Consider the following 20559-nt stretch of genomic DNA (forward strand, 5'->3'; position numbering starts at 1 on the left):
TCCTTCTTGGTCAGGCTAGCCTAACCTTCGTCAGGCGAACCTGAGTCTAATCCGTCAGAAGGAACATGCCAGCCCCTCATCAGGTGGCATTGATCACCAGGAGTGGTCGCGGCCGGGGAGGGCCGGAGCTCAGACGTCGTGCACCCGGGCGAAGCCGAGCTCGGCGAGGTCCTGCGGGCGCAGCCGCATCCACCCGGCCAGCTCGCCCACCTCCTCGGCGGGCTGCTTGAGGATGCGCGCCGCCGACTCCGGCGCGATCACCGCGAAGTACGCCTCCGGCGCGATCCACGTGCTCCCGGGCGCGCACAGCGCCAGCGCCCCACCGGAACCGCCCTCCCCGACGACGAGGCTGGTCACCGGCACCCGCGCCTCGGCGACCGCGGTGAACGCCTCCGCGATCGCCGGCCCGATCCCGGCGTCCTCGGCAGCGGCGTCGTTGGCCGCACCGGGTGTGTCCACGAGCGTGAGCACCGGCAATCCCAACCGGTCGGCGAGCCGGACCAGGCGCGCGGCCGCCCGGAACCCGGCCGGGGTGTTGGCCGTCCCCGTCTGCGCCGCGTAGGCGACCACCCGGCCGCCGCGCTCACCGATGCCACAGCGCATGCCGTGGTCCCTCCCACCGGCCCGGTCGCCGCCGAGCTCCAGCCGGGCGTCGAAGTGGGCCCGGAGGTAGTCACCGGCGCGGGGGCGGTCGTCCGCTCGGGCGCGGACGACCGCCTCCCACCCGGTCTCCGGCGGATCCGCGCGGCCCAGCGCGGCGGGCAGCTCCGCCGGCTCCGGCCGGCCCGGCACCGCGCTCGGGTGCAGCAGGTGCACGCACTGCCGCAGCACCTCCGGCAGGTCCGCCTCGGCGACGACCTGGTCCACCTGCCCGGCGGCGAGCTTGCCCTCCGCGGTGAACGACGCGTCTCCTCCACCGCTGCCACCGGGGTCGCTGCCGGGGCCGCCGGCATCGCCGCGCACACGGCTGCCGCCGAAGGCGACGAGCGCACCCGGCGAGGCCAGCACCACATCGGCCGAGGCCGCCAGCGAGGCCCACATCCCGCCCGTGGTCGGGTGCCGCAGCACCGCGACGTGCGGGATCCGGTCGCGCCGCGCCCGCAGGCAGGCGTGCGCGATGTGCTGCAGCTGGCCCAGCGCGACGATCCCCTCCTGCATCCGGCTCCCGCCGGATGCCAGCAGGGTGACCACCGGCAGCCGCAGCTGGCGCGCCCGGTCGAACGCGTCGACGATGCGCGCCCCGGCACCGGCCCCCACGGAACCGCCGAGGAAGGCGAAGTCGAACGCCACGAGCACCGCTTCCCGCGCCCCGAAGCGCCCCCGCCCGCAGCGGACCGACTCCTCGTGCCCGGTGCGTTCGGCCGCGCGGTCGCGCTGCTCCGGATAGCCCGGCCAGCCCAGCGGGTCCTCCGCACCGGTCCCGGACGGAGCGGGGAACTCCTCGAACCCCCGGCACACGGCGGCGATCAGGTCGTCGGTAGCGGAGCGCGCAGCGTCCTCAGCCATGCATCAACGCCTTCTTCTGCACCTTGCCCATCTCGTTGCGGGGCAGTTCCGCCACGAACCGCACCGCGCGCGGGCGCTTGTGCGGCGTGAGCAGCCGCGCCACGTGCTCGGCCAGCTCGTCCTCGGCCGGCTGCCGCTCGCCGGCGACCACCCAGGCCACGATGCGCTCGCCCAGGTCCGGGTCGGTCTCACCGGTCACCGCGACCTCGGCGACGTCCGGGTGCTCGAGCAGGGCGTTCTCGATCTCGCCGGCGCCGATCTTGTATCCGCCGCTCTTGATGATGTCGGTGGCCTTGCGCCCGACGATGCGGAGGTAGCCGTCGGCGGCGCGGGTGGCCATGTCACCGGTGCGGAACCAGCCGTCGGCGAAGGCCTCCGCCGTCGCGTCCGGCCGGTTGAGGTACTCGGTGAACAGGTTCGACCCGCGCACGAGGATCTCGCCGACCGTCGCGTCGTCGCTGTCGCCGATCGCGGCGCCGTCCTCGTCGACGAGCTCGATCTCGACACCGGCGAAGGGCCTGCCGACGTAGCCGGCGCGGCGGTCGCCGTCGGCGCGGACACCGGCGTTCATGATCGTCTCGCTCATCCCGTAGCGCTCGACGACGCGCTGGCCGGTGAGCCGCTCGATCCGCTCGTGCTCGGTGGCCGGCAGCGGTGCCGATCCGGAGACCAGCAACCGGGCCCGCCCGACGGCTTCGCCGATCCACGGCCGCTCCTCGGCCGCCTGCGCCAGCCTGCGATACATCGTCGGCACGCCGAACATCATCGTCGCCGGCCCGGACAGCTCCTCGGCCATCCGCTCGGCGTCGAACCTGCCCAGGTGGTGCACCGCGCCGCCGATCCGGACCGGACCGAGCGTGCCGAGGATCAGCCCGTGCACGTGGAACAGCGGCAGCGCGTGGGCGAGCACGTCGCGCTCGGTCCACTGCCACGCCTCGGCGAGCGCGTCCAGGTTCGCCCGGACGGCGCGCCGCGGCAGCACGACGCCCTTCGGCGCCCCCGTGGTGCCGGAGGTGTAGACGATGAGCGCGGGCGCCTCCCCGTCCGGTTCGGGCCGCTCGACCCAGGACTCGGCGCGCGGGTCGACCTCGTGCCGCGGGATGCCGGCCAGCGCCTCGGGGGCGGCGAACCCGGGCTGCGCCAGCAGCACCTCGGGTTCGCTGTCCCCGACGATGTGCTCGAGCTCGCGGGTGCCCACCTTCGGGTTGACCGGCACGACCGCCGCACCGGCGAGCAGTCCGCCGAGGGCGGCCACGCAGGTGTGCAGCGTGGGTTCGGCCCAGACCGCCACCCGGCGTGCCGCGCCGATCCCCTCGGCGACGGCGCCGGCCGCGCCGGCGAGTTCGCGGTAGGTCAGCGCCCCCTCGGCGAACCGCACCGCCTCGGCGTCGTCGGGTTCGTGCAACTTCGGAAACAGCACGGGCGTGCTGTCCATGACCACCTCCACGTCGCTCGCTCGTCACACCAGCCCGGGAACCACGAACACCAGCCACACCAGGGCCGGGCCCAGGGCGGTGATGGTCGCACCGTAGATCAGCAGCTGCCGGAAGAACCGGTCCCGATCCACACCCTTGGCGTTGGCCAGCACGATCGCCCCGTTCGTCGAGAACGGGGAGACGTCGACCACCGTGGACGCCAGCGCCAGCGCCACGACCATGCCGATCGGGGCGACCGCGCCCTGCTCCAGGAACGGGATCGCCAGCGGGATCAACGCCCCCATGATCCCGGTCGAGGAGGCGAACGCGGACACGATGCCGCCGATGTAGCACAGCAGCAGCGCCCCCACCAGGGGGAGGCCGATCGCGGCGACCGCCTGGCCGGTGTAGTCGATCGTGCCCATCTCCTGCAGCACGCCGACGTAGGTGAGCACGCCGCAGATGAGCAGCACGGTGGACCAGTTGACCTCGCTCGGGGCGTTCTTCGCCGAACGCGGCCACAGCAGGGTGAGCACCAGGCCCACGGTGATCGCGGCGAAGCCCACGTCGAGGCCGAACACCAGGGTGCCGATCACGAGCACGGCCAGGCCGAGCAACGTGCCCAGGCGCTCCAGGGTCAGCGGCAGCTCCTCGAGCTCCCCCGCGGCCTGCTCGCCGGAGCCGGTGCGCGTGGCGGCACCGGGCGCGTCGCCTCCGGCGCCTCCCCCGCCGGCACTGCCCCCGCCGGAGAGCGCGGCGGCCGGCCGCTCGGCGCGCAGCAGGCGCATCCCGCCGAAGGCGACGTAGGCGAACACCGCGATCGCGAGGTTGAGCACGAGGCTGCTCACGAACAGCAGCAGCGGGCTGCCCGGCAGGTCGTTGCCCTCCACGACCCCGTTGACGATGACCCCGAAAACGCTGATCGGCGAGAAGCCACCGGCCTGCGTGCCGTGCACGACCATCGCCCCCATCAGCAGCGGGTTGATGCCGTGCTTGAAGGCGAAGTTCAGCGCGATCGGCGCGATGATCGCGCAGGCGGCCGGGCTGGCCGCCCCGATCGCGGTCAGCACGGCGGCGACGCCGAACATCACCCAGGGGACGGCCGCCACGCGGCCCCCGACGAGGCGGACCGACCAGCTCACCAGCCAGTCGGTCGTGCCGTTGGCCCGGGCGATCGCGAACAGGTACGTCACGCCGACCAGCACGAGGAAGATGTCGCCGGGGAAGCCGGCGAAGATCGTCTCGTCGTCGAACCCCGCGACGAACCGGCCGACGAGGAACGCGGCGGTGAAGGCGACCACGCCCATGTTCACCGAGATGGTCGTCGCCACCACGAAGCAGGCGACGAGCGCGAGGATGGAGATGATTTCGGGCGACACTGCCCCTCCCGCTGCAGACCTGGGACGCTGTGGGCAACCCGGAGTGGTGCGCATCACCGGTTGCGCATCACCGGGTGTTCTGGATCACTGGTTGGACCACTCTCCCGGTGACGCGCGATCCCGTCAAGCGCACGTGGTAGAACTGGTTCATCCAGTGAACCTCGCTGCGGTCGGTGGCGCCGTGCTGCCGCCGCACCGGCAGCCCCGCGGTGTCGAGGAGTAGCGGTGTCCGAGGCCTTCCGCCCGCTGGCGCGCACGCGGCTGTACGAGCAGGTGGTCGCGCGCCTGCGCGAGCACGTCACCGCGGCCGGGCTGCGCGCGGGAGACCGGCTGCCCTCCGAGCGCGAGCTGTCCGACCGCTTCGGCGTCAGCCGCGCCTCGGTGCGCCAGGCGATCGCGGCCCTGGAGGTCCAGGGCGTCGTCGAGGTGCGGCACGGCGGCGGCACCTACCTGCGCCGCGACACCGTCGAGACCGAACCCGTGGACGAACTGCTGGACCGCCAGCGCCGCCTGCCCGACGTCCTCGACGCGCGGGAGGCGCTGGAGACGAAGCTCGCCGAGCTCGCCGCGCAGCGGCGCTCCGCGGACGACCTGGTCGCGATCGACGCGGCGCTGGGCAGGATGCGCACCGAGATCGAGGAGGGCGACTTCGGCCTCGACGGCGACCGGCGGTTCCACGCCGCGGTCACCGCCGCCGCGCACAGCGACCTGCTGGCCGAGTTCATGCGGCGGCTCGACGACGACATCGCCGAGAGCCGCGCGGAGTCGCTGCGCCAACCCGACCGCCCGCAGCGCTCACTCGCCCAGCACGAGCGCATCGCCGAAGCCATCCGCGCGCAGCAGGCGCGCGCGGCCGCCACCGCGATGCGGCGCCACCTGCGCACCGTCAGCCGCGTCCGGCTGCTGGAGTGGGACCCGGAGCAGTCGGACGCGTCGGAGGCGGGCGACCCGGAGCAGGCGGGCGACCCGGAGTAGCCGCGGCCACACCGCGGCCTTCCACCTCCGGGCGGGACCGGCGCGGCCAGTAGGCTTCCAGCACGCGCGCAGGTCACCGACCCCTGGGAGTTCAGCCGATGCACCGCTCACCCGCCCGGCCGCCGCGGCTGGTCGCGTGATGCTGGGGTGGTTGCTGACCACCGCGGGCACGGCCGCGCTCGGCAGCGTGTTCCCCCTGGTCAACATCGAGCTCTACCTCGTCGGCGTGCTCTCGACGGTGGACGGGGTGAGCTGGTGGCCGCTCGCGCTGGCCGCGGCGGTCGGCCAGGTCGCGGGCAAGAGCCTGCTGTACTTCGCCGGTCGCGGCAGCGTCACCCTCGGCACGCGGCTCAGCCGGCGGGTGCAGCGTCGGCGCCGGGGGCGCTGGTCGGCCTGGTTCGACTGGTTCCAGCAGCGCACCCGGCAGCAGCCCTGGTGGGGCACCGGCGTGCTGATGATCAGCGCCGTCCCCGGGCTGCCGCCGTACTCGGTGATGTGCCTGCTGTCCGGCGCGGCGCGGCTGCCGCTGGTGGCGTTCCTCGGCGCGAGCCTGCTCGGCCGCTCCGGGCACTTCCTGCTCGTGGCCGCGGCTCCGGAGGTGTTCTCCGAACTGCCCGTGTTCGGGTGACGGCGCTTTCGGACGGGGACTCTGTTCGGGTGATGGCGCCGTTCTGGTGAGGCGCGGGAGGAATAACGATCGCAGCAGCGGGAAACCCCTCCGCGCGGAGAGCGCAACCGTACACCGCGCGAAGGGGTCGGCAATGGCAGACGACTCGCACGATGAGAAACACCGCCAGCTCGACGGGGACCGCAAGGATCCGCAGGACACCCACCTGACCACGCAGCAGGGGGTGCGCGTCGACCACACGGACGACACGCTCACCGCCGGCGAGCGCGGTCCCTCGCTGCTCGAGGACTTCCACTTCCGCGAGAAGGTCATGCACTTCGACCACGAGCGCATCCCCGAGCGGGTGGTGCACGCGCGCGGAGCGGGGGCCTACGGGCACTTCCAGCCCTACGACGGATGGCTCTCGGACTACACGGCGGCCAGGTTCCTCACCGACCCGAACGAGCGCACACCGCTGTTCGTCCGGTTCTCCACAGTGGCGGGATCCCGCGGCTCGGCCGACACCGTCCGGGACGTGCGCGGGTTCGCCACCAAGTTCTACACGAGCCAGGGCAACTACGACCTGGTCGCCAACAACATGCCGGTGTTCTTCATCCAGGACGGGATCAAGTTCCCGGACTTCGTGCACGCGGTGAAACCGGAACCGGACTCCGAGATGCCGCAGGCGGCATCCGCGCACGACACGCTGTGGGACTTCGTCGGGCAGCAGCCCGAGACGATGCACATGATCATGTGGCTGATGTCGGACCGGGCCATCCCCCGCAGCTACCGCATGATGCAGGGCTTCGGCGTGCACACCTTCCGGCTGGTCAACACCGAGGGCAAGGGCACGTTCGTGAAGTTCCACTGGAAGCCGGTGCTCGGCACGCACTCGCTGGTCTGGGACGAGTGCCAGAAGATCGCGGGCAAGGACATCGACTACAACCGCCGCGACCTCTGGAACGCGATCGAGGCCGGCGAGTACCCGGAGTGGGAGCTCGGGGTGCAGCTCGTCGACGAGCAGGACGAGTTCAAGTTCGACTACGACCTGCTCGACCCCACGAAGATCATCCCGGAGGAGGAGGTGCCGGTGCGCCCGGTCGGCCGCATGACGCTCGACCGCAACCCGGACAACTTCTTCGCGGAGACCGAGCAGATCGCCTTCCACACGGCCAACGTCGTGCCCGGCATCGACTTCACCAACGACCCGCTGCTGCAGGCGCGCAACTTCTCCTACCTGGACACCCAGCTGATCCGGCTGGGCGGGCCGAACTTCGCGCAGCTTCCCGTCAACCGGCCGGTGGTCGACGTGTCCACGAACCAGCGCGAGGGCTACGGCCAGCAGCGGATCCACAAGGGTCCGGTCTCCTACTCGAAGAACACCATCGCGGGCGGGTGCCCGGTCGTCTCCGGCGCCGGTGCGGACGTGTTCTCCCACTACCAGGAGAAGGTCGAGGGCCACAAGATCCGCAAGCGCAGCGAGAGCTTCCAGGACCACTACTCGCAGGCCACGCTGTTCTGGAACAGCATGTCCACCTGGGAGAAGCAGCACATCATCGACGCCTTCCGGTTCGAGCTCGGCAAGGTGAACCGGTGGCACGTCCGCGAGAACGCCGTGGAGCGGATCAACCACGTCGACCACGAGCTCGCCGTCGCGGTCGCCGAGGGCATCGGGGTGACCCCGCCGTCCGATGCGGCCGCGGCGAACCACGGCCGCAGCTCACCCGCGCTGAGCCAGGCGAACACGGTCATGGACACGGTCGCCACGCGGCAGGTCGCGGTGCTGGCCGCGGACGGCGTCTCGGCGGGCGAGGTGGCCGCGGTCCGGGAGCGGCTGACCGGCCAGGGCGCGCACGTCGACGTGCTCGCCCCGCGCGAGGGCACGCTGCGCGGCGACGACGGCGACGAGGTGGCGGTGGACCACGGCATGCGCACGACGGCCTCGGTCATCTACGACGCGGTGTTCGTGCCCGGCGGCGAGGAGAGCGTGCGGACGCTGTCCGGCGACGGTTACGCGGTGCACTTCCTCGCCGAGGCGTACCGGCACCACAAGCCGGTGGCCGCCAGCGGCGCGGGCGTCTCGCTGCTGCGGCAGGCCACCGTGGACACCGTGCGCACGGCGCAGACCGGCGGCGACGGCGTGGTCGTCGACCAGGGCGCGGTCACCGCGTCCGACACCGGCGGGAGCCTGCCGGAGCAGTTCACCGAGGAGCTCACCGGTGCGCTCACCCGCCACCGCGTGTGGGACCGCAACACCGAGCCCGTGCCGGGCTGAGCGGAGGCTCACCGAGTTCCGCAAGGGGATCTGCGGAACGGATCGGTCCCTTCCTCACCAGCGGGGAAGGGGCCGATCCACTGGACCTCCGGCTGTACCGACTGCACCCAAGCTCGAACACCGCCCTCGCCGATGAAGTACACGGTTTCCGCGGCGCAGGCACTCGGGTGCACCGACTTCCACTGCTTGGCGAACAGTCTTCCGCTGCCCTCGCTGGAACGGCTCCCCGCCTACACCAGCGCCTCGACCTCGGCGATCCGAAGGTCCACCCGGGCGGAATTCACCCCGCGGTTGCGCGCTTCGTCGAGGGCGCGACGTGCCGCGTCGAACACCCCGGCCCGTGCGTACGACTCCGCGAGCCACGTCTCGTACAAGGCGACCTCACGGGCGTGCTCCGGTGCGTAGGCCGCGATGGCGTTCGACAGCAGAGGCTCGGCCCGTACCGGGTCACCGAGTTCGATCATGCAGCGCCCGGCCATGACGTCGATCTCTTTGCGGTCGAGCCAGTACACCCACTCCGGTTCCTCGGCATCCTCCGAGCGCTGCTCGTACGCGTCGTCGACCGCATCCAGGGCCCGGCGCGTTCCCTCAATGTCCTGCGAACGAGCACGCGCCCACGCGACCCGCTCCAATAGCAGCGCACGGGTTACCGGAGGGGCGCACTCGTTCCCTTTGATGGCTGAACGAGCGAGAAGCGCCGCATCCCTCGGGTCGCCAACGTTGGCCATCCCCGAGTGCTCGCTTGGCCGTGGTTCTGCGGACAGCGCAGTGGGATCTGGACAGCGTGGCATTCCGTCTACCTCGCGGGGAGGTCTCCGACGATGAATGCATCGCGCTCGCACACGGCCTCGACGAGGTCGCCCGGGAACTCCGACTCCACGCCACCCGCGGACAGATCGCCACGGGCGAGCGTCCGTGACCAGGATCGGAGTTGCCGAGCCTTCCGACCGGCCGGCGTGCTTCCCCGAGCACGTCGGCCGGTCGGGCACGTGGTGTCGACGTGCTCTCTCCGCCTGGAATGCTGGAACAGCGGTAGCAGTGCAACTCAGGGAGAAGCAAGACCACGGCCCTGCGGGGCAGCTCGGCATGTGGCGCCGATCAGCAGCGCAGGTCTTGCTCAGCCCCATGAGGCGTTGAACGGCTTGTGGGGTGGTGAATGGCTGCAGAACGACCTTTCCGCCCCGGGTTCGTCCGCGCGGTCGGCTCGTGCTTCGTCGCGGTCGACGAGGTGCAACCGGTCGCGATGTCCCTGTCCCCTTCAGGCGAGGTCCTCGACGTGACCTCCTGGGCGGAGCAGACGACCCCGGTGACTACGAAGACGCGCACGATCGCTGCGGGCGAGGACCGCGCGTTCGTGCGCGACTGGCCGACGTCACTGAGCGCACCGAGCGCGCCGAGAGCACCGCTCGCCACCGTCGCCATCGACGTCGCCTCCGACGGCCAGCTCTCGCCCACGGTCGGCGAAGTCGCCGAGGTGCCGCCGCAGAACCGCAGGGACAGGCACCTGCGGCACACGGAGGAGCCCCACACCATCGAGGAGTTCCAGCAGGACTGGACCTTCCGCATTCACCTGACCGGCGTGGCCTGGCACTCCGAGGCCTTCCACGCGAGCGAGCGGGTCGACTTCCCCGCCCCGGCGGAGATCCGCTCGCAAGCCGTCCTCGACAACGTGGCGGCGATCTGCGTGCAGCGGGCGAACAAGAGGCCGTGGCCGTTCCACCCGGACTGCGACATCCAGCTTCTCGCCGCAGCTGAGCACGGCCTGGCCACCGCCCAGGTGCCGAACCCCGACATCGCGCACCTGTGCTGGCCCCGCCAACGCGATGACCTCGCCGTGCGCCGCGAACTCGGCGAATACCTCGACTTCGCCCTCGGGAACCTGGACGCTGCGGCTGAACACGGAGCGCGCGAACCGCAAATGATCGTGCACGGCACCGGCCTGGACACCGTGATCGAACTGCGGTTCAGGCTCGACGCCTTCCCGGAGACCGTGCTCTGCCGCCGCGACGTCCCGTTCGACGAGACCGGCGCCGTCTCCGGGCTGCGCGCCCGCAACGTCGTCCTCGACGAGGACATCGAGTTCAGCGTGCTCACCGGCGCGTTCGACACCTCGGGGCCGGTCACCCGGATCTAGCGGACCGCGCTCAGCGCCGCCGAGCGCTCCACGGCGCACAGCCGCCCGGAAGCGCATCGCCGCCGCGCCCCCTGCGCGCCTTGCCCGCGTGATCTACGGTTCCGGCGTGGATCTGCTGCGCACGCTCCCGGTCGAGGACGTCCTGGAACGCACCCGCACCGGCACGCTGGCCCGCCGCCTGCGCGGGCGCGACCTCGTCGGCTTCGGGGTCGGCATCATCGTGGGCACGGGCATCTTCACGCTCACCGGCGTGGAGGCGAAGCAGCACGCCGGTCCCGCCGTGGTGCTGTCCTTCCTCATCGGCGGGGTCGTGGCCGCCCTCGCAGCGCTGTGCTACGCCGAACTCGCCTCGTCCGTGCCGACCGCGGGCAGCGCCTACACCTACGCCTACGCCGCGCTCGGCGAGATCTTCGCCTGGATCATCGGTTGGGACCTGCTGCTCGAGTTCGCGCTCGGTGCCGCGGTGGTCTCCCGCAGCTGGTCGGCCTACGTGGCCAGCCTGCTGCACCTGCCGCAGCAGTGGTTCGGCGAGGACGCGGCGATCAACCTCGGCGCCGTCGCGATCCTCGCCGTGCTGGCGACCGTGGTCGTCACGGGCATCCGGCAGTCCTCGTGGGCGACGAACGCGCTCGTGGTCATCAAGGTCGCCGTGTGCGTGCTCCTCGTCGCCGCGGGGCTGTTCTTCGTCCGCACCGCCAACCTGACTCCGTTCGTCCCGCCGTCCCAACCGGCACCGGAGACGACCACGGTGCTGGGCCAGCCGCTCGTCGAAGCCGCGCTGGGCATCGGGCAGACGATGTACGGCCTCGGCGGGGTGCTCACCGCCGCGGCGGTCGTGTTCTTCGCCTACACCGGCTTCGAAGCGCTCGCCAACCTCGGCGAGGAGACCCGCCACCCGCGCCGCGACCTCCCCGTGGGCCTGCTCGGCAGCCTGGCGCTGTGCACGGCGCTGTACATCGGGGTGGCGCTGGTGCTGACCGCGATGGTGGACTACCGCCGCATCGACGAGGGCGCGCCGCTGGCGGCCGCGTTCCACACCGTGGGCCAGCCCTGGATGGCGGCGGTGATCGCGCTCGGCGCGGTGACCGGGCTGACCTCGGTGATGCTGGTCCAGCTGGTCACCATCGGTCGCATCGGCTTCGCCATGGCACGCGACGGCCTGCTCCCGCGGCCGCTGGCGCGGGTGCACGGCCGGTGGGGCACACCGCACCGCGTCACCATCGGCGGGACCGCGCTGATCATGCTGCTGGCGGGTTTCGTGCCGATCTCCGAGCTGGCCGACATGGTCAGCATCGGCGCGCTCTCCGGGATGCTCATCGTCGCCCTGGCGGTGCCGGTGCTGCGGCGGACGAAACCGGGCATGGAACGTCCGGTGCGCGTACCGCTGTCGCCCCTGCTGCCGATCGCGACCGCGCTGGCGTGCCTGTACCTCATGGTGAACCTGGACGTGCTGACCTGGATCCGCTTCGCCGCGTGGCTGGTGCTCGGCCTCGTGCTGTACCTGGCGTACGGCTACCGCCACGCCCGGCTGGGCCGGCGTTCGTGAGGATCACCGGGCGGGCGCTACCGGGCGTGCGGCTGCGCGCTCGCCCGGCTGCCCTTGACGAGGTCGACCGCGGCGACGACCAGCGCCGCGGCGACGAACACCACCGACACCCACAGCCCGTGCGTGATCGCCGTGGTGTAGCCGCCCGCGGCCAGGGCGTGGAAGAACACCCCGGAGGCCGCGGCGATCCCCAGGGAGGATCCGATGCGCTGGCCGGTCTGCTGCACCCCGGCGGCCGTGCCGCCGGACTCCGGGTCGATCTCGCTGAGCGTGACCGTCTGGTTCGGCGAGATCACCAGGCCGCTGCCCGCCCCCGCCAGCAGCAGCGGCAGCGCGACGGCTCCCCCGGCCCACGGTCCGGGGGCGGCGGCCAGCACCACGTCGGTGACGAGCAGCCCCAGCAGCGCCGCGCACAGGCCGACCGCGACGAGGCGGCGCCCGAACCGCGCGACCAGGCGCCCGCCGACGACCGAGGAGACCGCGGAGCCCACGGCGAACGGGGTGAGCGACAGCCCCGCCTGCAGCGCCGTGTAGTCCAGGCCGCGCTGCAGGTACACGGCGAGCACGAAGAAGATCCCGGTGAACCCGGCGAAGTACAGCAGCGCCAGCAGCGTCCCGAAGGCGTAGCTGCGGATCCGCAGCAGCCGCAGGTCGACCAGCGGTGCGTTGCCCGCCGACCGGTAGCGCTGCTCCCAGGCGACGAACGCGGCCAGCAGCACCGGCGCGACCACGAGCAGGTACCACGTCCCGCTCTCCAGCTCGACCAGCGGCAGCAACAGGCACACGAGCCCGGCGCCGAGCAGCGCCACGCCGACGAGGTCCAGCGAGTTCCCGCCCGCCTGCGGGCGGTCGCGCGGCAGCACCCGCAGTCCGTAGAGCAGGGCGAGCGCGCCGATGGGCAGGTTGACGAAGAAGATCCAGCGCCACCCGTTCTCCGCCCCGGCGAGCTCGATGATGAGCCCGCCGAGCATCGGGCCGATCGCGGTGGACACGCCGATGACGGCGCCGAACAGGCCGAAGGCCTTGCCGCGCTCGCGCCCGTGGAACATCTGCTGCATCAGCCCGAGCACCTGCGGGTTGAGGATGCCGCCGGCAGCGCCCTGGGCCAGGCGCGCGAGCACCAGCCACAGGCCGCTCTGCGCGAAGCCGGCAGCAGCGCTGGCGAGGGTGAACAGCGCGAGGGCGAGCAGGAACATGCGGCCGCGCCCGTGGTCGTCGCCGATGCGGCCCGCGGGGACGAGCACGAGCCCGAACGTCAGCGCGTAGCCGGACACCACCCAGGACAGGGCGCTGGCCGGGGCGTCGAGGCCCTGCTGGATGGACGGCAGCGCCACGTTCACGATGCTCACGTCCAGCAGGGTCATGAAGCCGGCCGCCAGGCAGAGCACGAGCACCGGCCAGCGGTTCCGCTCCGTCGCGGCGGTCTCGCTCGTCCTGCCGAGCTGCATCCCGGGGTCCCCTTTCGGTCAATCCGCACACCCGGCACCCAGGATCGCCCCGACGGTTGGAACACGCGAACACGGGGTGCGCCGCCTGCCCGCCCGCATGTGCTGGGCAGGAGCGGTGGTGCACCGCGCTGCTCCCCGCGGCGGCGCTGCCGCGGGGAGCAGCTGCGCCTCAGCGCACGGCCGCGCGCTCCGCGGTGTCCGGGGTTTCCGGGGCGGCCTCGCCGGTCGCGGCGCCGGTGGCGGCCTCCGCGCCGGTCCCGCTCGCGGTCCCGGCGCCGCGCCCCCGCGGCGGTGTGGTGTCCAGCACGCCCGCGCGCTCATCGGCGACCAGGGCCCGCCAGAAGGAGACGGCGACGATGGCCAGCACGAAGATCAGCGGGAACGCTGTGATGATCGACAGGGTCTGCAGCGCGTCCAACCCGCCGGCGTACATCAGCGCCACGGACACACCGGAGAGCACGACCGCCCAGAACACGCGGTGCCAGCGCGCCGGGTCGGCGTCGCGCGGCAGGTGCCGCGTCGCCGCGGCGGCCATGGTGTAGGCCGAGGAGTCCAGCGTCGTGGCCAGGAACACCATCAGCAGCACGAGGAACAGGCCGAGCGCGACGCCGCCCCACGGCATCGCGAGCAGCGTCGCCACGATGCCCGCGGTGTCGCCCTGCTGCGCGACGATGCCCGCCACCGGCAGCACGTCGCGGACCTCGTAGAACAGGCCGGTGTTGCCCATGAGCATGAACGACAGCCAGCACCCGGCGCTGCCGCCGAAGCACATCGCCGCGATCATGCCGCGGATCGTCCGCCCCTTGGAGATCTTGGCCACGAACAGGCCGACGAACGGGGCGTAGGAGATCCACCAGCCCCAGTAGAAGATCGTCCAGTCCTCCTCGAACCCGGAGCCGCCGACGGGGTCGGTGTAGAAGCTCATCTCGAGGAAGTTGTTCAGCAGGATGCCGAGGCTGTTGGTCGCCGTGTCGATCATGAACACGGTGGGCCCGGCGACGAGCAGGAACAGCGCGAACACGCCGGCGATGCCGAGGTTGGCGTTGGCCAGGCGCTTCAGACCGCGCTGCAGTCCGAAGTAGACGCTGCAACCGAACAGCAGCGTCCAGACGGCGATCACCCCGATGTCCAGCCCGATGCCCTTGTCCACCGGGAAGATGGTGGAAGCACCTTCGGATATGACCGGAACCTCGAGTCCCAGCGAGGTACCGGCGGCACCGATCAACCCGAAGATGAACAGCACGTCGATGACTTTGCCGAGCCAGCCGTCGACGCGGTCGCCGAGGACTCCGCGGCAGGCTTCGCTCAGCCGCAGCGTCGGCCGCTTGCGCACGTGGTAGAGGTACGACAGGGCCAGCGCGGGCAGGCAGAACAGCGCCCACGCGGTCGGACCCCAGTGGAACAGCGGGTAGGTCGCCGCCCAGTGCGCCGCTTCGACGCTGTGCGGATCCATCTGCCGCGGGGGGTCGTTGTAGTAGTAGGCCCACTCGATGATGCCCCAGTACATGATGCCGCCGCCGATGGCGGCGGTGAAGATCATGCCGAGCCACGCGACGAGCGAGTGGTCGGGCCTGTCCGCGGCGTCGCCGAACTTCACCCGGCCGAAGCGGCTGAAGGCCAGGCAGGCCAGCAGTCCGGCCAGGGCGGCCGCCGCCAGGAGGTACAGCCACCCGAACTGCCCGCCGAGGAAGCTCAGCACGGCGTCCAGGGCGGCCATGCCGCGCTCCGGCGCGATCATCACGGGTACGCAGACGATCGCGACCAATATCAGCGCGAACCAGAAAACCTGTCTGTCGATCCGGATCTCTCCGGTCGCGATACCGATGGCTTCGAGCACCTCCCAGGTCTCCCCTGCGGGACGGTCCCGCAGGGGCGGGCTCGCTCCGCCGCCGGTCCGGCGTTGCGAGTCGACTGATGAATCAGTCGTTGAATCGCACCAGACCGTGGATCTGCCGCGCGGAATCGGTCAACACGGAAGCAGAATCCATCACACCAGGACGTTTCCTGCTTCGATATCGCGGCGGCAGCCGGTCAGGTATCCCATGAGTCTGCACCGGTATTGCGATAATCGCAATGCCCCTGCTACGGTCTTCCACTGTGCAGGACACGACAGCCGAACTGCGTCATCGCGTCCGGGAGGTCTTGCGGACCTACCCCGGCAGCCAGCGGGCCTTCGCCGGCGAAGTCGGACTCGACCCGACGAAGTTGTCGAAGTCCCTCGCGGGCACCCGGCGGTTCACCGCCACCGAGCTCAAGCAGATCGCCGAGGTCGGTGACGTCACGGTCAACTGGCTGATCAACGGCGCCGACGACGTCGAAACCGTCGCGGCGATCCCGCAGCGCACGGCCAGGGTGGACGGATCCCTCGAGGGCTCCGCCGAAGCCGGGCGCTACCAGCAGATCCTCGACGCGGCGTGGACGCTGATCGCCGAGCGGGGCTTCCACGCGGTGCGCGTGTCCGACGTGGCGCGCGCGTGCGGAACCTCCTCGGCGACGATCCACTACCACTTCCCCGGCCGGGACGACCTGCTCACCGCGACGTTGCGCTACGCGGTGCGGCTGGCCTTCGACCGGCAGGTCGCGGAGCTGCACGCCATCGCCGACGCGCACGAGCGGCTGCTGCGCCTGGTCGAGCTGCAGCTGCCCACCCCGGGGCTGCTCCGGCAGGAGTGGTCCATCTGGCTGCAGGTCTGGAACGAGAGCTCGCTCAACCCGAACCTGCAGGTCCTGCACAGCGACTCGTACGCGCGGTGGCACGACACCATCGCGCGGACCATCCGGGAGGGGCAGCAGCAGGGCGTGTTCGTCGAGCGGGACGCCGACGCGCTCACCGCCGCTCTGGCAGCTCTCGTCGACGGCCTGGGCATCCAGGTGATGACCGGCCGCCCCGGCCGCTCGGTGGACGGCATGCGCGAGCTGCTGCGCGATTTCGTCGAGCGCGACGTCGTGCGGCACTGACACCGCCCGCCGACCGGCCCAACGCCCCGCCATCCGGGCGAAACCACACGACAACCCACCACCGCAGCACGAACCGACCGCCTCACCGATCCGGTCGGCAGGTGCCGTCGTATCCAAGGAGGTCCACCGTGGACAACCCCGTCATCCTGACAGCAGCGCTCACCGGCGCCGGAGACACGACGAAGAGGAGCGAGCACGTCCCCGTCACGCCGGAGCAGATCGCCACCTCCGCGGTCGACGCGGCCAACGCCGGTGCCTCGGTGGTGCACATCCACGTGCGCGATGTGGACACCGGGGCGGGCTCGCGCGAGACCGCGCTGTACCGCGAGGTCGTGCGCCGCATCAAGGAGACCGGCGTCGACGTGGTCATCAACCTCACCGCCGGCATGGGCGGTGACCTCGTCATCGACCAGGAGGACCCGCTCAAGCCGGTGGACGGAACCGACCTGGTCAACGGTCTCGACCGGCTGCCGCACGTGGCGGAGCTGCTGCCGGACATCTGCACGATGGACTGCGGTTCGCTCAACTTCGGCGAAGGCAGCCAGCTCTACATCTCCACTCCGGACATGCTCCGCGCGGGTGCCCGCCGCATCCAGGAGCTCGGCGTCAAGCCGGAGCTCGAGATCTTCGACACCGGCCAGATGTGGTTCGCCACCCGGCTCATCGAGGAAGGCCTCATCGACGACCCGGCGCTGTTCCAGCTGTGCATGGGCATCCCGTACGGCGCCCCGGCGGACCCGGCCGTGCTGCAGTCCATGGTGGGCATGATGCCGGCGGGGGCGAACTGGGCGAGCTTCGGCATCGGCCGCAACCAGCTTCCCTGGGTGGGTCTCACCGCGGCGCTGGGCGGCAACGTCCGCGTCGGCCTGGAGGACAACCTCTACCTGAGCAAGGGGGTCAAGGCCACCAACGCCCAGCTCGTCGAGCGCGCGGTGACGATCATCGAGGGCATGGGCGGCAAGATCGCCACCCCCGACGAGGCGCGCACCAAGCTCGGCCTGCCGCGCGCTTGAGAACCCGGTCCGGAACCCCCTCCGCTGCGAGCGGGGTCCCGGAACGGGCTCTCCCCCACCCGTTCTCATCGAAAGGAAAGCACGTGTCCGACAACACTCCCGCCGCGGAGGCGGTGCGCCGGGTCGCCTGCATCGGCGCCGGTGTCATCGGCGGCGGCTGGGTCGCCCACTTCCTCGCCCGCGGCTACCACGTGACCGCGTGGGACCCGGCCCCCGACGCCGAGGCCAAGCTCACCCGGCTCGTCGACGCGGCCTGGCCCGCGCTGACCGAGCTCGGCCTGTCCCCGGGCGCCTCGCGGAAGAACCTGACCGTGGCGTCCACATTGGAGCAAGCCGTCGCCGAGGCGGAATTCGTCCAGGAGAGCGCCCCGGAGGACCTCGAGGTCAAGCGGGACCTGCTGGCCCGCATCGACGCCGCCACCCCGGCCGGTGTCGTCGTCTCCTCGTCCACCTCGGGCTACGGCATGACCGAGATGCAGCCGGACAGCCCCCACCCCGAGCGGCTCGTCGTCGGGCACCCGTTCAACCCCCCGTACCTCATCCCGCTCGTCGAGGTGGTGGGTGGTGAGCGCACCGAGCAGTGGGCCGTCGACTGGGCCGGCCGCTTCTTCGAGAGCGCCGGCAAGTCCGTGATCACCATGGACCGCGAGGTCCCCGGCTTCATCGCCAACCGCCTGCAGGAGGCGATCTGGCGGGAGGCGCTGCACATGGTGGCCAACGGCGAAGCCACCGTGGAGCAGATCGATCGGTCGATCACCGAGGGCCCCGGCCTGCGCTGGCCCCTGTTCGGGCCGTGCCTGACCTTCCACCTGGCCGGCGGCGAGGGCGGGATGGCGCACATGCTCGACCACTTCGGCCCCTCGCTGCAGTCCCCGTGGACCAGGCTGCAGGCACCGGAGCTCACCTCGGAGCTGCGCGAGCGCATGGTCTCGGGCTGCGCCGAGGCTTCCGACGAGCGCAGCATCCCTGAGATGGTGGCCGAGCGCGACCGCGCGGTGATCGCCGTCATGCGCGCGATCGGGCAGGTCCGCGGACAGCAGGGCGAGCAGGAGGACGCCGCATGACCCGACTGGCACCGCTGCACCAGCAGGTCCGTCCCGAGTGGATCGACTACAACGGCCACCTGACCGAGGGGTACTACGGCGTCGTGTTCGGGCACGCCAGCGACAACGTGCTGGAGCAGCTCGGCTTCGACGCCGACTACCGCGAGCGCACCGGCTGCTCGGTCTACACGGTGGAGGCGCACGTGCGCTTCCTGCGGGAGGTCCCGCCGGACTCGGACCTGGTCGTGACCAGCCGCGTCGTCGAGGCCGGTGGGAAGAAGCTGCGCGTGTGCCACGAGATGCACGCCGGCGAGCAGCTCCGGGCCACCCAGGAGGCCATGCTCGTGCACGTGGACAGCACAGCGGGCAGGGCGGCACCGTTCCCCGACGGGATCGCCGAGGAGCTCGCGCGGCACGTCGAACCGCTGCCCGACTACGCGGGGCGCGCGATCAGCTGACCCCGGCTCGCGCCCTCGGCCCGGCCGGGGGTTGAGCATTTCGCGCGAAATGTTCGACCCCCGGCTTCACCCGGACGGGCGTAGATCGCCTCCGCGGCGCCGCCGTTCGCTACCGTGACGGCAGAACCCGTCAGCGAGAGGAGAGCTGATGAACCCGGAGACCCCCGAGGCCGACGCCGCTGAGCAGGCCCGCGAGGAACAGCTGTTCTTCGACGACGAGGACACCCCCGGCAACGTGCCCGACGACGTGGACGCCGCCGACATGGCGGACCAGGCGCGGACCATCCCCGCCGAGGACGACTACGACTACTGAGCGGAGTCCGCGGGTTGGCTGTTGAGGGCGGGTGGACGGGGGTAGCTGGGAGGAACTTCCCGCCCGGCGCGCGCTTGATCAGGGGACCTCGGGCAGCACGCGGCCCGGGTTCAGGATCCCATCGGGATCGAGCGCCCGCTTGATCCCGCGCTGGGCGTCCAGCCCCGCCTCGTCCAGCTCCTCGGCCAGCCAGCGGCGCTTGAGGTGGCCCACCCCGTGCTCGCCGGTGATGGTCCCGCCCAGGCGCAGCCCCAGCTCCATGATCGCGTCGAAAGCGCGCTGCGCCCGAACCGCCTCGGCCGCGTCCTCCCCGTCGAAGGCCACGACCGGGTGCATGTTCCCGTCACCGGCGTGCCCGGCGCACAGCACCCGCACGTCCTGCTCGGCGGCGATGGCGTGCAATCCGCTGACGAGGTCCACCAGGTGCCTGCGCGGCACGCACACGTCGTCGATGAGCAGCGATCCCAGCAGCTCGTGCGCGTCGCCGACGAGGCGGCGGGCGCGCATGAGCATCTCCCCCTCGGCCGGGTCGTCGGCGACGACGACCTCCGAGGCCGCGTGCTTGCGCGCCACGCGGTCGAACTCGGCCAGCTCCCCCGGCGCCTGCTCGCCCCGGTCGGACTGCACCAGCAGCATCGCCGCCATCTCCTCGGGGAACCCGAGATCGGCGATCTGCTGCACCGCCCGCACCGTGGGACGGTCCATGAACTCCAGCACCGAGGGCCGGTGCCCGGTGGCGAGGAAGCCGGTCACGGTGCGGCAGGCGTCCTGCACCGTCGGGAAGAACGCGACCGCGGTCAGCGGCTGCGCCGCGGCCGGGCGCAGCGCCAGCGTCACCTCGGTCACCACGCCGAGCGTGCCCTCGGAGCCCACCAGCAGCTGCGTCAGGTCGTAGCCGGCGACGCCCTTGGCGGTGCGCCTGCCGGTCCGGGTTGTGCGCCCGTCGCTGAGCACGACCTCGAGGCCGCGCACGAAGTCCCCGGTCACGCCGTACTTGACGCAGCACATCCCGCCGGCGTTGGTGGCCACGTTGCCGCCGATCGTGGACAGCGACTTCGAACCCGGGTCCGGCGGGTAGTACAGGCCGTGCCGGCCCGCCGCCGCCGCGAGGTCACCGTTGATCACGCCGGGTTGGACCGCCGCCACCTGCTCCTCGGCGTCGATCTCGACGATGCCGTCCATCTTCTCCAGCGACAGCAGCAAGCAGTCGTCGACGGCGTTCGCCGCGCCGGACAGGCCGGAGCGCGCACCCTGCGGCACGACCGGGACCCGGTTCTCGCGGGCCCAGCGCACCGCGGCGGCGACATCGGCGGTGCTGCGCGGGCGCACCAGCGCCGCGGGCGTACCCGCTGGGCAGAACGTCGCGCGGTCCCTGCTGGCAGCGTCGAGCACATCGGGGTCGGTGGTGACCGCCTCGGCACCGACGCGATCGCGCAGCTCGGACACATCAGCGGTGACCACGTGGCCGCACCCCTCCCGTTCACCGGGC

Annotated in this window: 17 protein-coding genes; 10 read left to right on the forward strand and 7 right to left on the reverse strand. The window is 71.8% G+C overall.

Annotated features, from left to right (window positions below; all coding sequences use genetic code 11):
* Nucleotides 1-129: 129 nt before the first annotated feature.
* The 3 genes from ACYVJE_RS13055 to ACYVJE_RS13065 are packed head-to-tail and all read right to left on the reverse strand — an operon-like array spanning nt 130 to nt 4300.
* The gene (locus tag ACYVJE_RS13055; RefSeq protein WP_461144642.1) at nt 130-1506 is read right to left on the reverse strand and encodes a carboxyl transferase domain-containing protein; all 1377 of its coding nucleotides are present in this window, start codon (nt 1504-1506) and stop codon (nt 130-132) included.
* Complete coding sequence (locus tag ACYVJE_RS13060) at nt 1499-2941, reverse strand: acyl-CoA synthetase (protein WP_459159293.1); 1443 nt, start codon at nt 2939-2941, stop codon at nt 1499-1501. Before ACYVJE_RS13060 ends, ACYVJE_RS13055 begins: the two co-directional genes overlap by 8 nt.
* 24 nt (nt 2942-2965) lie before the next feature.
* Nucleotides 2966-4300: an SLC13 family permease gene (locus ACYVJE_RS13065; protein ID WP_461144643.1), complete on the reverse strand. Its 1335-nt coding sequence runs from the start codon at nt 4298-4300 to the stop codon at nt 2966-2968.
* 225 nt (nt 4301-4525) lie between these two features.
* Between ACYVJE_RS13065 and ACYVJE_RS13070 the strand changes: the two genes are divergently transcribed.
* The 3 genes from ACYVJE_RS13070 (at nt 4526) to ACYVJE_RS13080 (ending at nt 8157) form a co-directional block, all read left to right on the forward strand.
* The gene (locus tag ACYVJE_RS13070; RefSeq protein WP_461144644.1) at nt 4526-5275 is read left to right on the forward strand and encodes a FadR/GntR family transcriptional regulator; all 750 of its coding nucleotides are present in this window, start codon (nt 4526-4528) and stop codon (nt 5273-5275) included.
* A gap of 139 nt (nt 5276-5414) precedes the next feature.
* On the forward strand, nt 5415-5903 hold the full coding sequence (locus ACYVJE_RS13075; protein ID WP_461144645.1) for a VTT domain-containing protein: 489 nt from the start codon (nt 5415-5417) through the stop codon (nt 5901-5903).
* 133 nt (nt 5904-6036) lie between these two features.
* Complete coding sequence (locus ACYVJE_RS13080) at nt 6037-8157, forward strand: catalase (RefSeq protein WP_461144646.1); 2121 nt, start codon at nt 6037-6039, stop codon at nt 8155-8157.
* Nucleotides 8158-8387: 230 nt separating this feature from the next.
* On the opposite strand, the gene ACYVJE_RS13085 is transcribed toward ACYVJE_RS13080, so the two are convergent.
* Nucleotides 8388-8885, reverse strand: coding sequence for a hypothetical protein (locus ACYVJE_RS13085; RefSeq protein WP_461144647.1), 498 nt, complete (start codon nt 8883-8885; stop codon nt 8388-8390).
* Between the two features lie 428 nt (nt 8886-9313).
* Here ACYVJE_RS13085 and ACYVJE_RS13090 point away from each other — a divergent pair, with 428 nt between their 5' ends.
* Both ACYVJE_RS13090 and ACYVJE_RS13095 read left to right on the forward strand, forming a co-directional pair.
* Nucleotides 9314-10291: a hypothetical protein gene (locus ACYVJE_RS13090; protein WP_461144648.1), complete on the forward strand. Its 978-nt coding sequence runs from the start codon at nt 9314-9316 to the stop codon at nt 10289-10291.
* Between the two features lie 106 nt (nt 10292-10397).
* The gene (locus ACYVJE_RS13095; RefSeq protein WP_461144649.1) at nt 10398-11837 is read left to right on the forward strand and encodes an amino acid permease; all 1440 of its coding nucleotides are present in this window, start codon (nt 10398-10400) and stop codon (nt 11835-11837) included.
* Between the two features lie 17 nt (nt 11838-11854).
* Here the strand turns inward: ACYVJE_RS13095 and ACYVJE_RS13100 are convergent, their stop codons facing one another.
* Both ACYVJE_RS13100 and ACYVJE_RS13105 read right to left on the reverse strand, forming a co-directional pair.
* Nucleotides 11855-13285 (reverse strand): MFS transporter, encoded by a 1431-nt coding sequence (locus ACYVJE_RS13100; RefSeq protein ID WP_461144650.1) that lies wholly within the window; start codon nt 13283-13285, stop codon nt 11855-11857.
* A 169-nt stretch (nt 13286-13454) separates the two neighbouring features.
* A complete protein-coding gene (locus ACYVJE_RS13105) occupies nt 13455-15122 on the reverse strand; it encodes a BCCT family transporter (RefSeq protein WP_459159285.1) in 1668 nt (555 codons plus the stop codon).
* A gap of 260 nt (nt 15123-15382) precedes the next feature.
* On the opposite strand from ACYVJE_RS13105, the gene ACYVJE_RS13110 reads away from it, so the two are divergent.
* The 5 genes from ACYVJE_RS13110 (at nt 15383) to ACYVJE_RS13130 (ending at nt 19070) form a co-directional block, all read left to right on the forward strand.
* Nucleotides 15383-16243 carry a TetR family transcriptional regulator C-terminal domain-containing protein gene (locus ACYVJE_RS13110; RefSeq protein WP_461144651.1) on the forward strand — a complete coding sequence of 287 codons (861 nt, stop codon included), beginning with the start codon at nt 15383-15385 and terminating at the stop codon, nt 16241-16243.
* 128 nt (nt 16244-16371) lie between these two features.
* On the forward strand, nt 16372-17256 hold the full coding sequence (locus ACYVJE_RS13115) for a beta-keto acid cleavage family enzyme (RefSeq protein ID WP_461144652.1): 885 nt from the start codon (nt 16372-16374) through the stop codon (nt 17254-17256).
* Nucleotides 17257-17339: 83 nt separating this feature from the next.
* Nucleotides 17340-18320 carry a 3-hydroxyacyl-CoA dehydrogenase NAD-binding domain-containing protein gene (locus tag ACYVJE_RS13120; RefSeq protein WP_461144653.1) on the forward strand — a complete coding sequence of 327 codons (981 nt, stop codon included), beginning with the start codon at nt 17340-17342 and terminating at the stop codon, nt 18318-18320.
* On the forward strand, nt 18317-18757 hold the full coding sequence (locus ACYVJE_RS13125) for a thioesterase family protein (RefSeq protein WP_459159281.1): 441 nt from the start codon (nt 18317-18319) through the stop codon (nt 18755-18757). Before ACYVJE_RS13120 ends, ACYVJE_RS13125 begins: the two co-directional genes overlap by 4 nt.
* A 148-nt stretch (nt 18758-18905) precedes the next feature.
* Entirely contained in the window at nt 18906-19070 is a 165-nt protein-coding gene (locus ACYVJE_RS13130) for a hypothetical protein (RefSeq protein WP_459159280.1), read from the forward strand.
* Between the two features lie 78 nt (nt 19071-19148).
* Here ACYVJE_RS13130 and ACYVJE_RS13135 read toward each other — a convergent pair whose 3' ends face one another.
* Nucleotides 19149-20531, reverse strand: coding sequence for an FAD-binding oxidoreductase (locus tag ACYVJE_RS13135; protein ID WP_461144654.1), 1383 nt, complete (start codon nt 20529-20531; stop codon nt 19149-19151).
* Nucleotides 20532-20559: the final 28 nt, after the last annotated feature.

The organism is Salinifilum aidingensis (assembly GCF_054782015.1).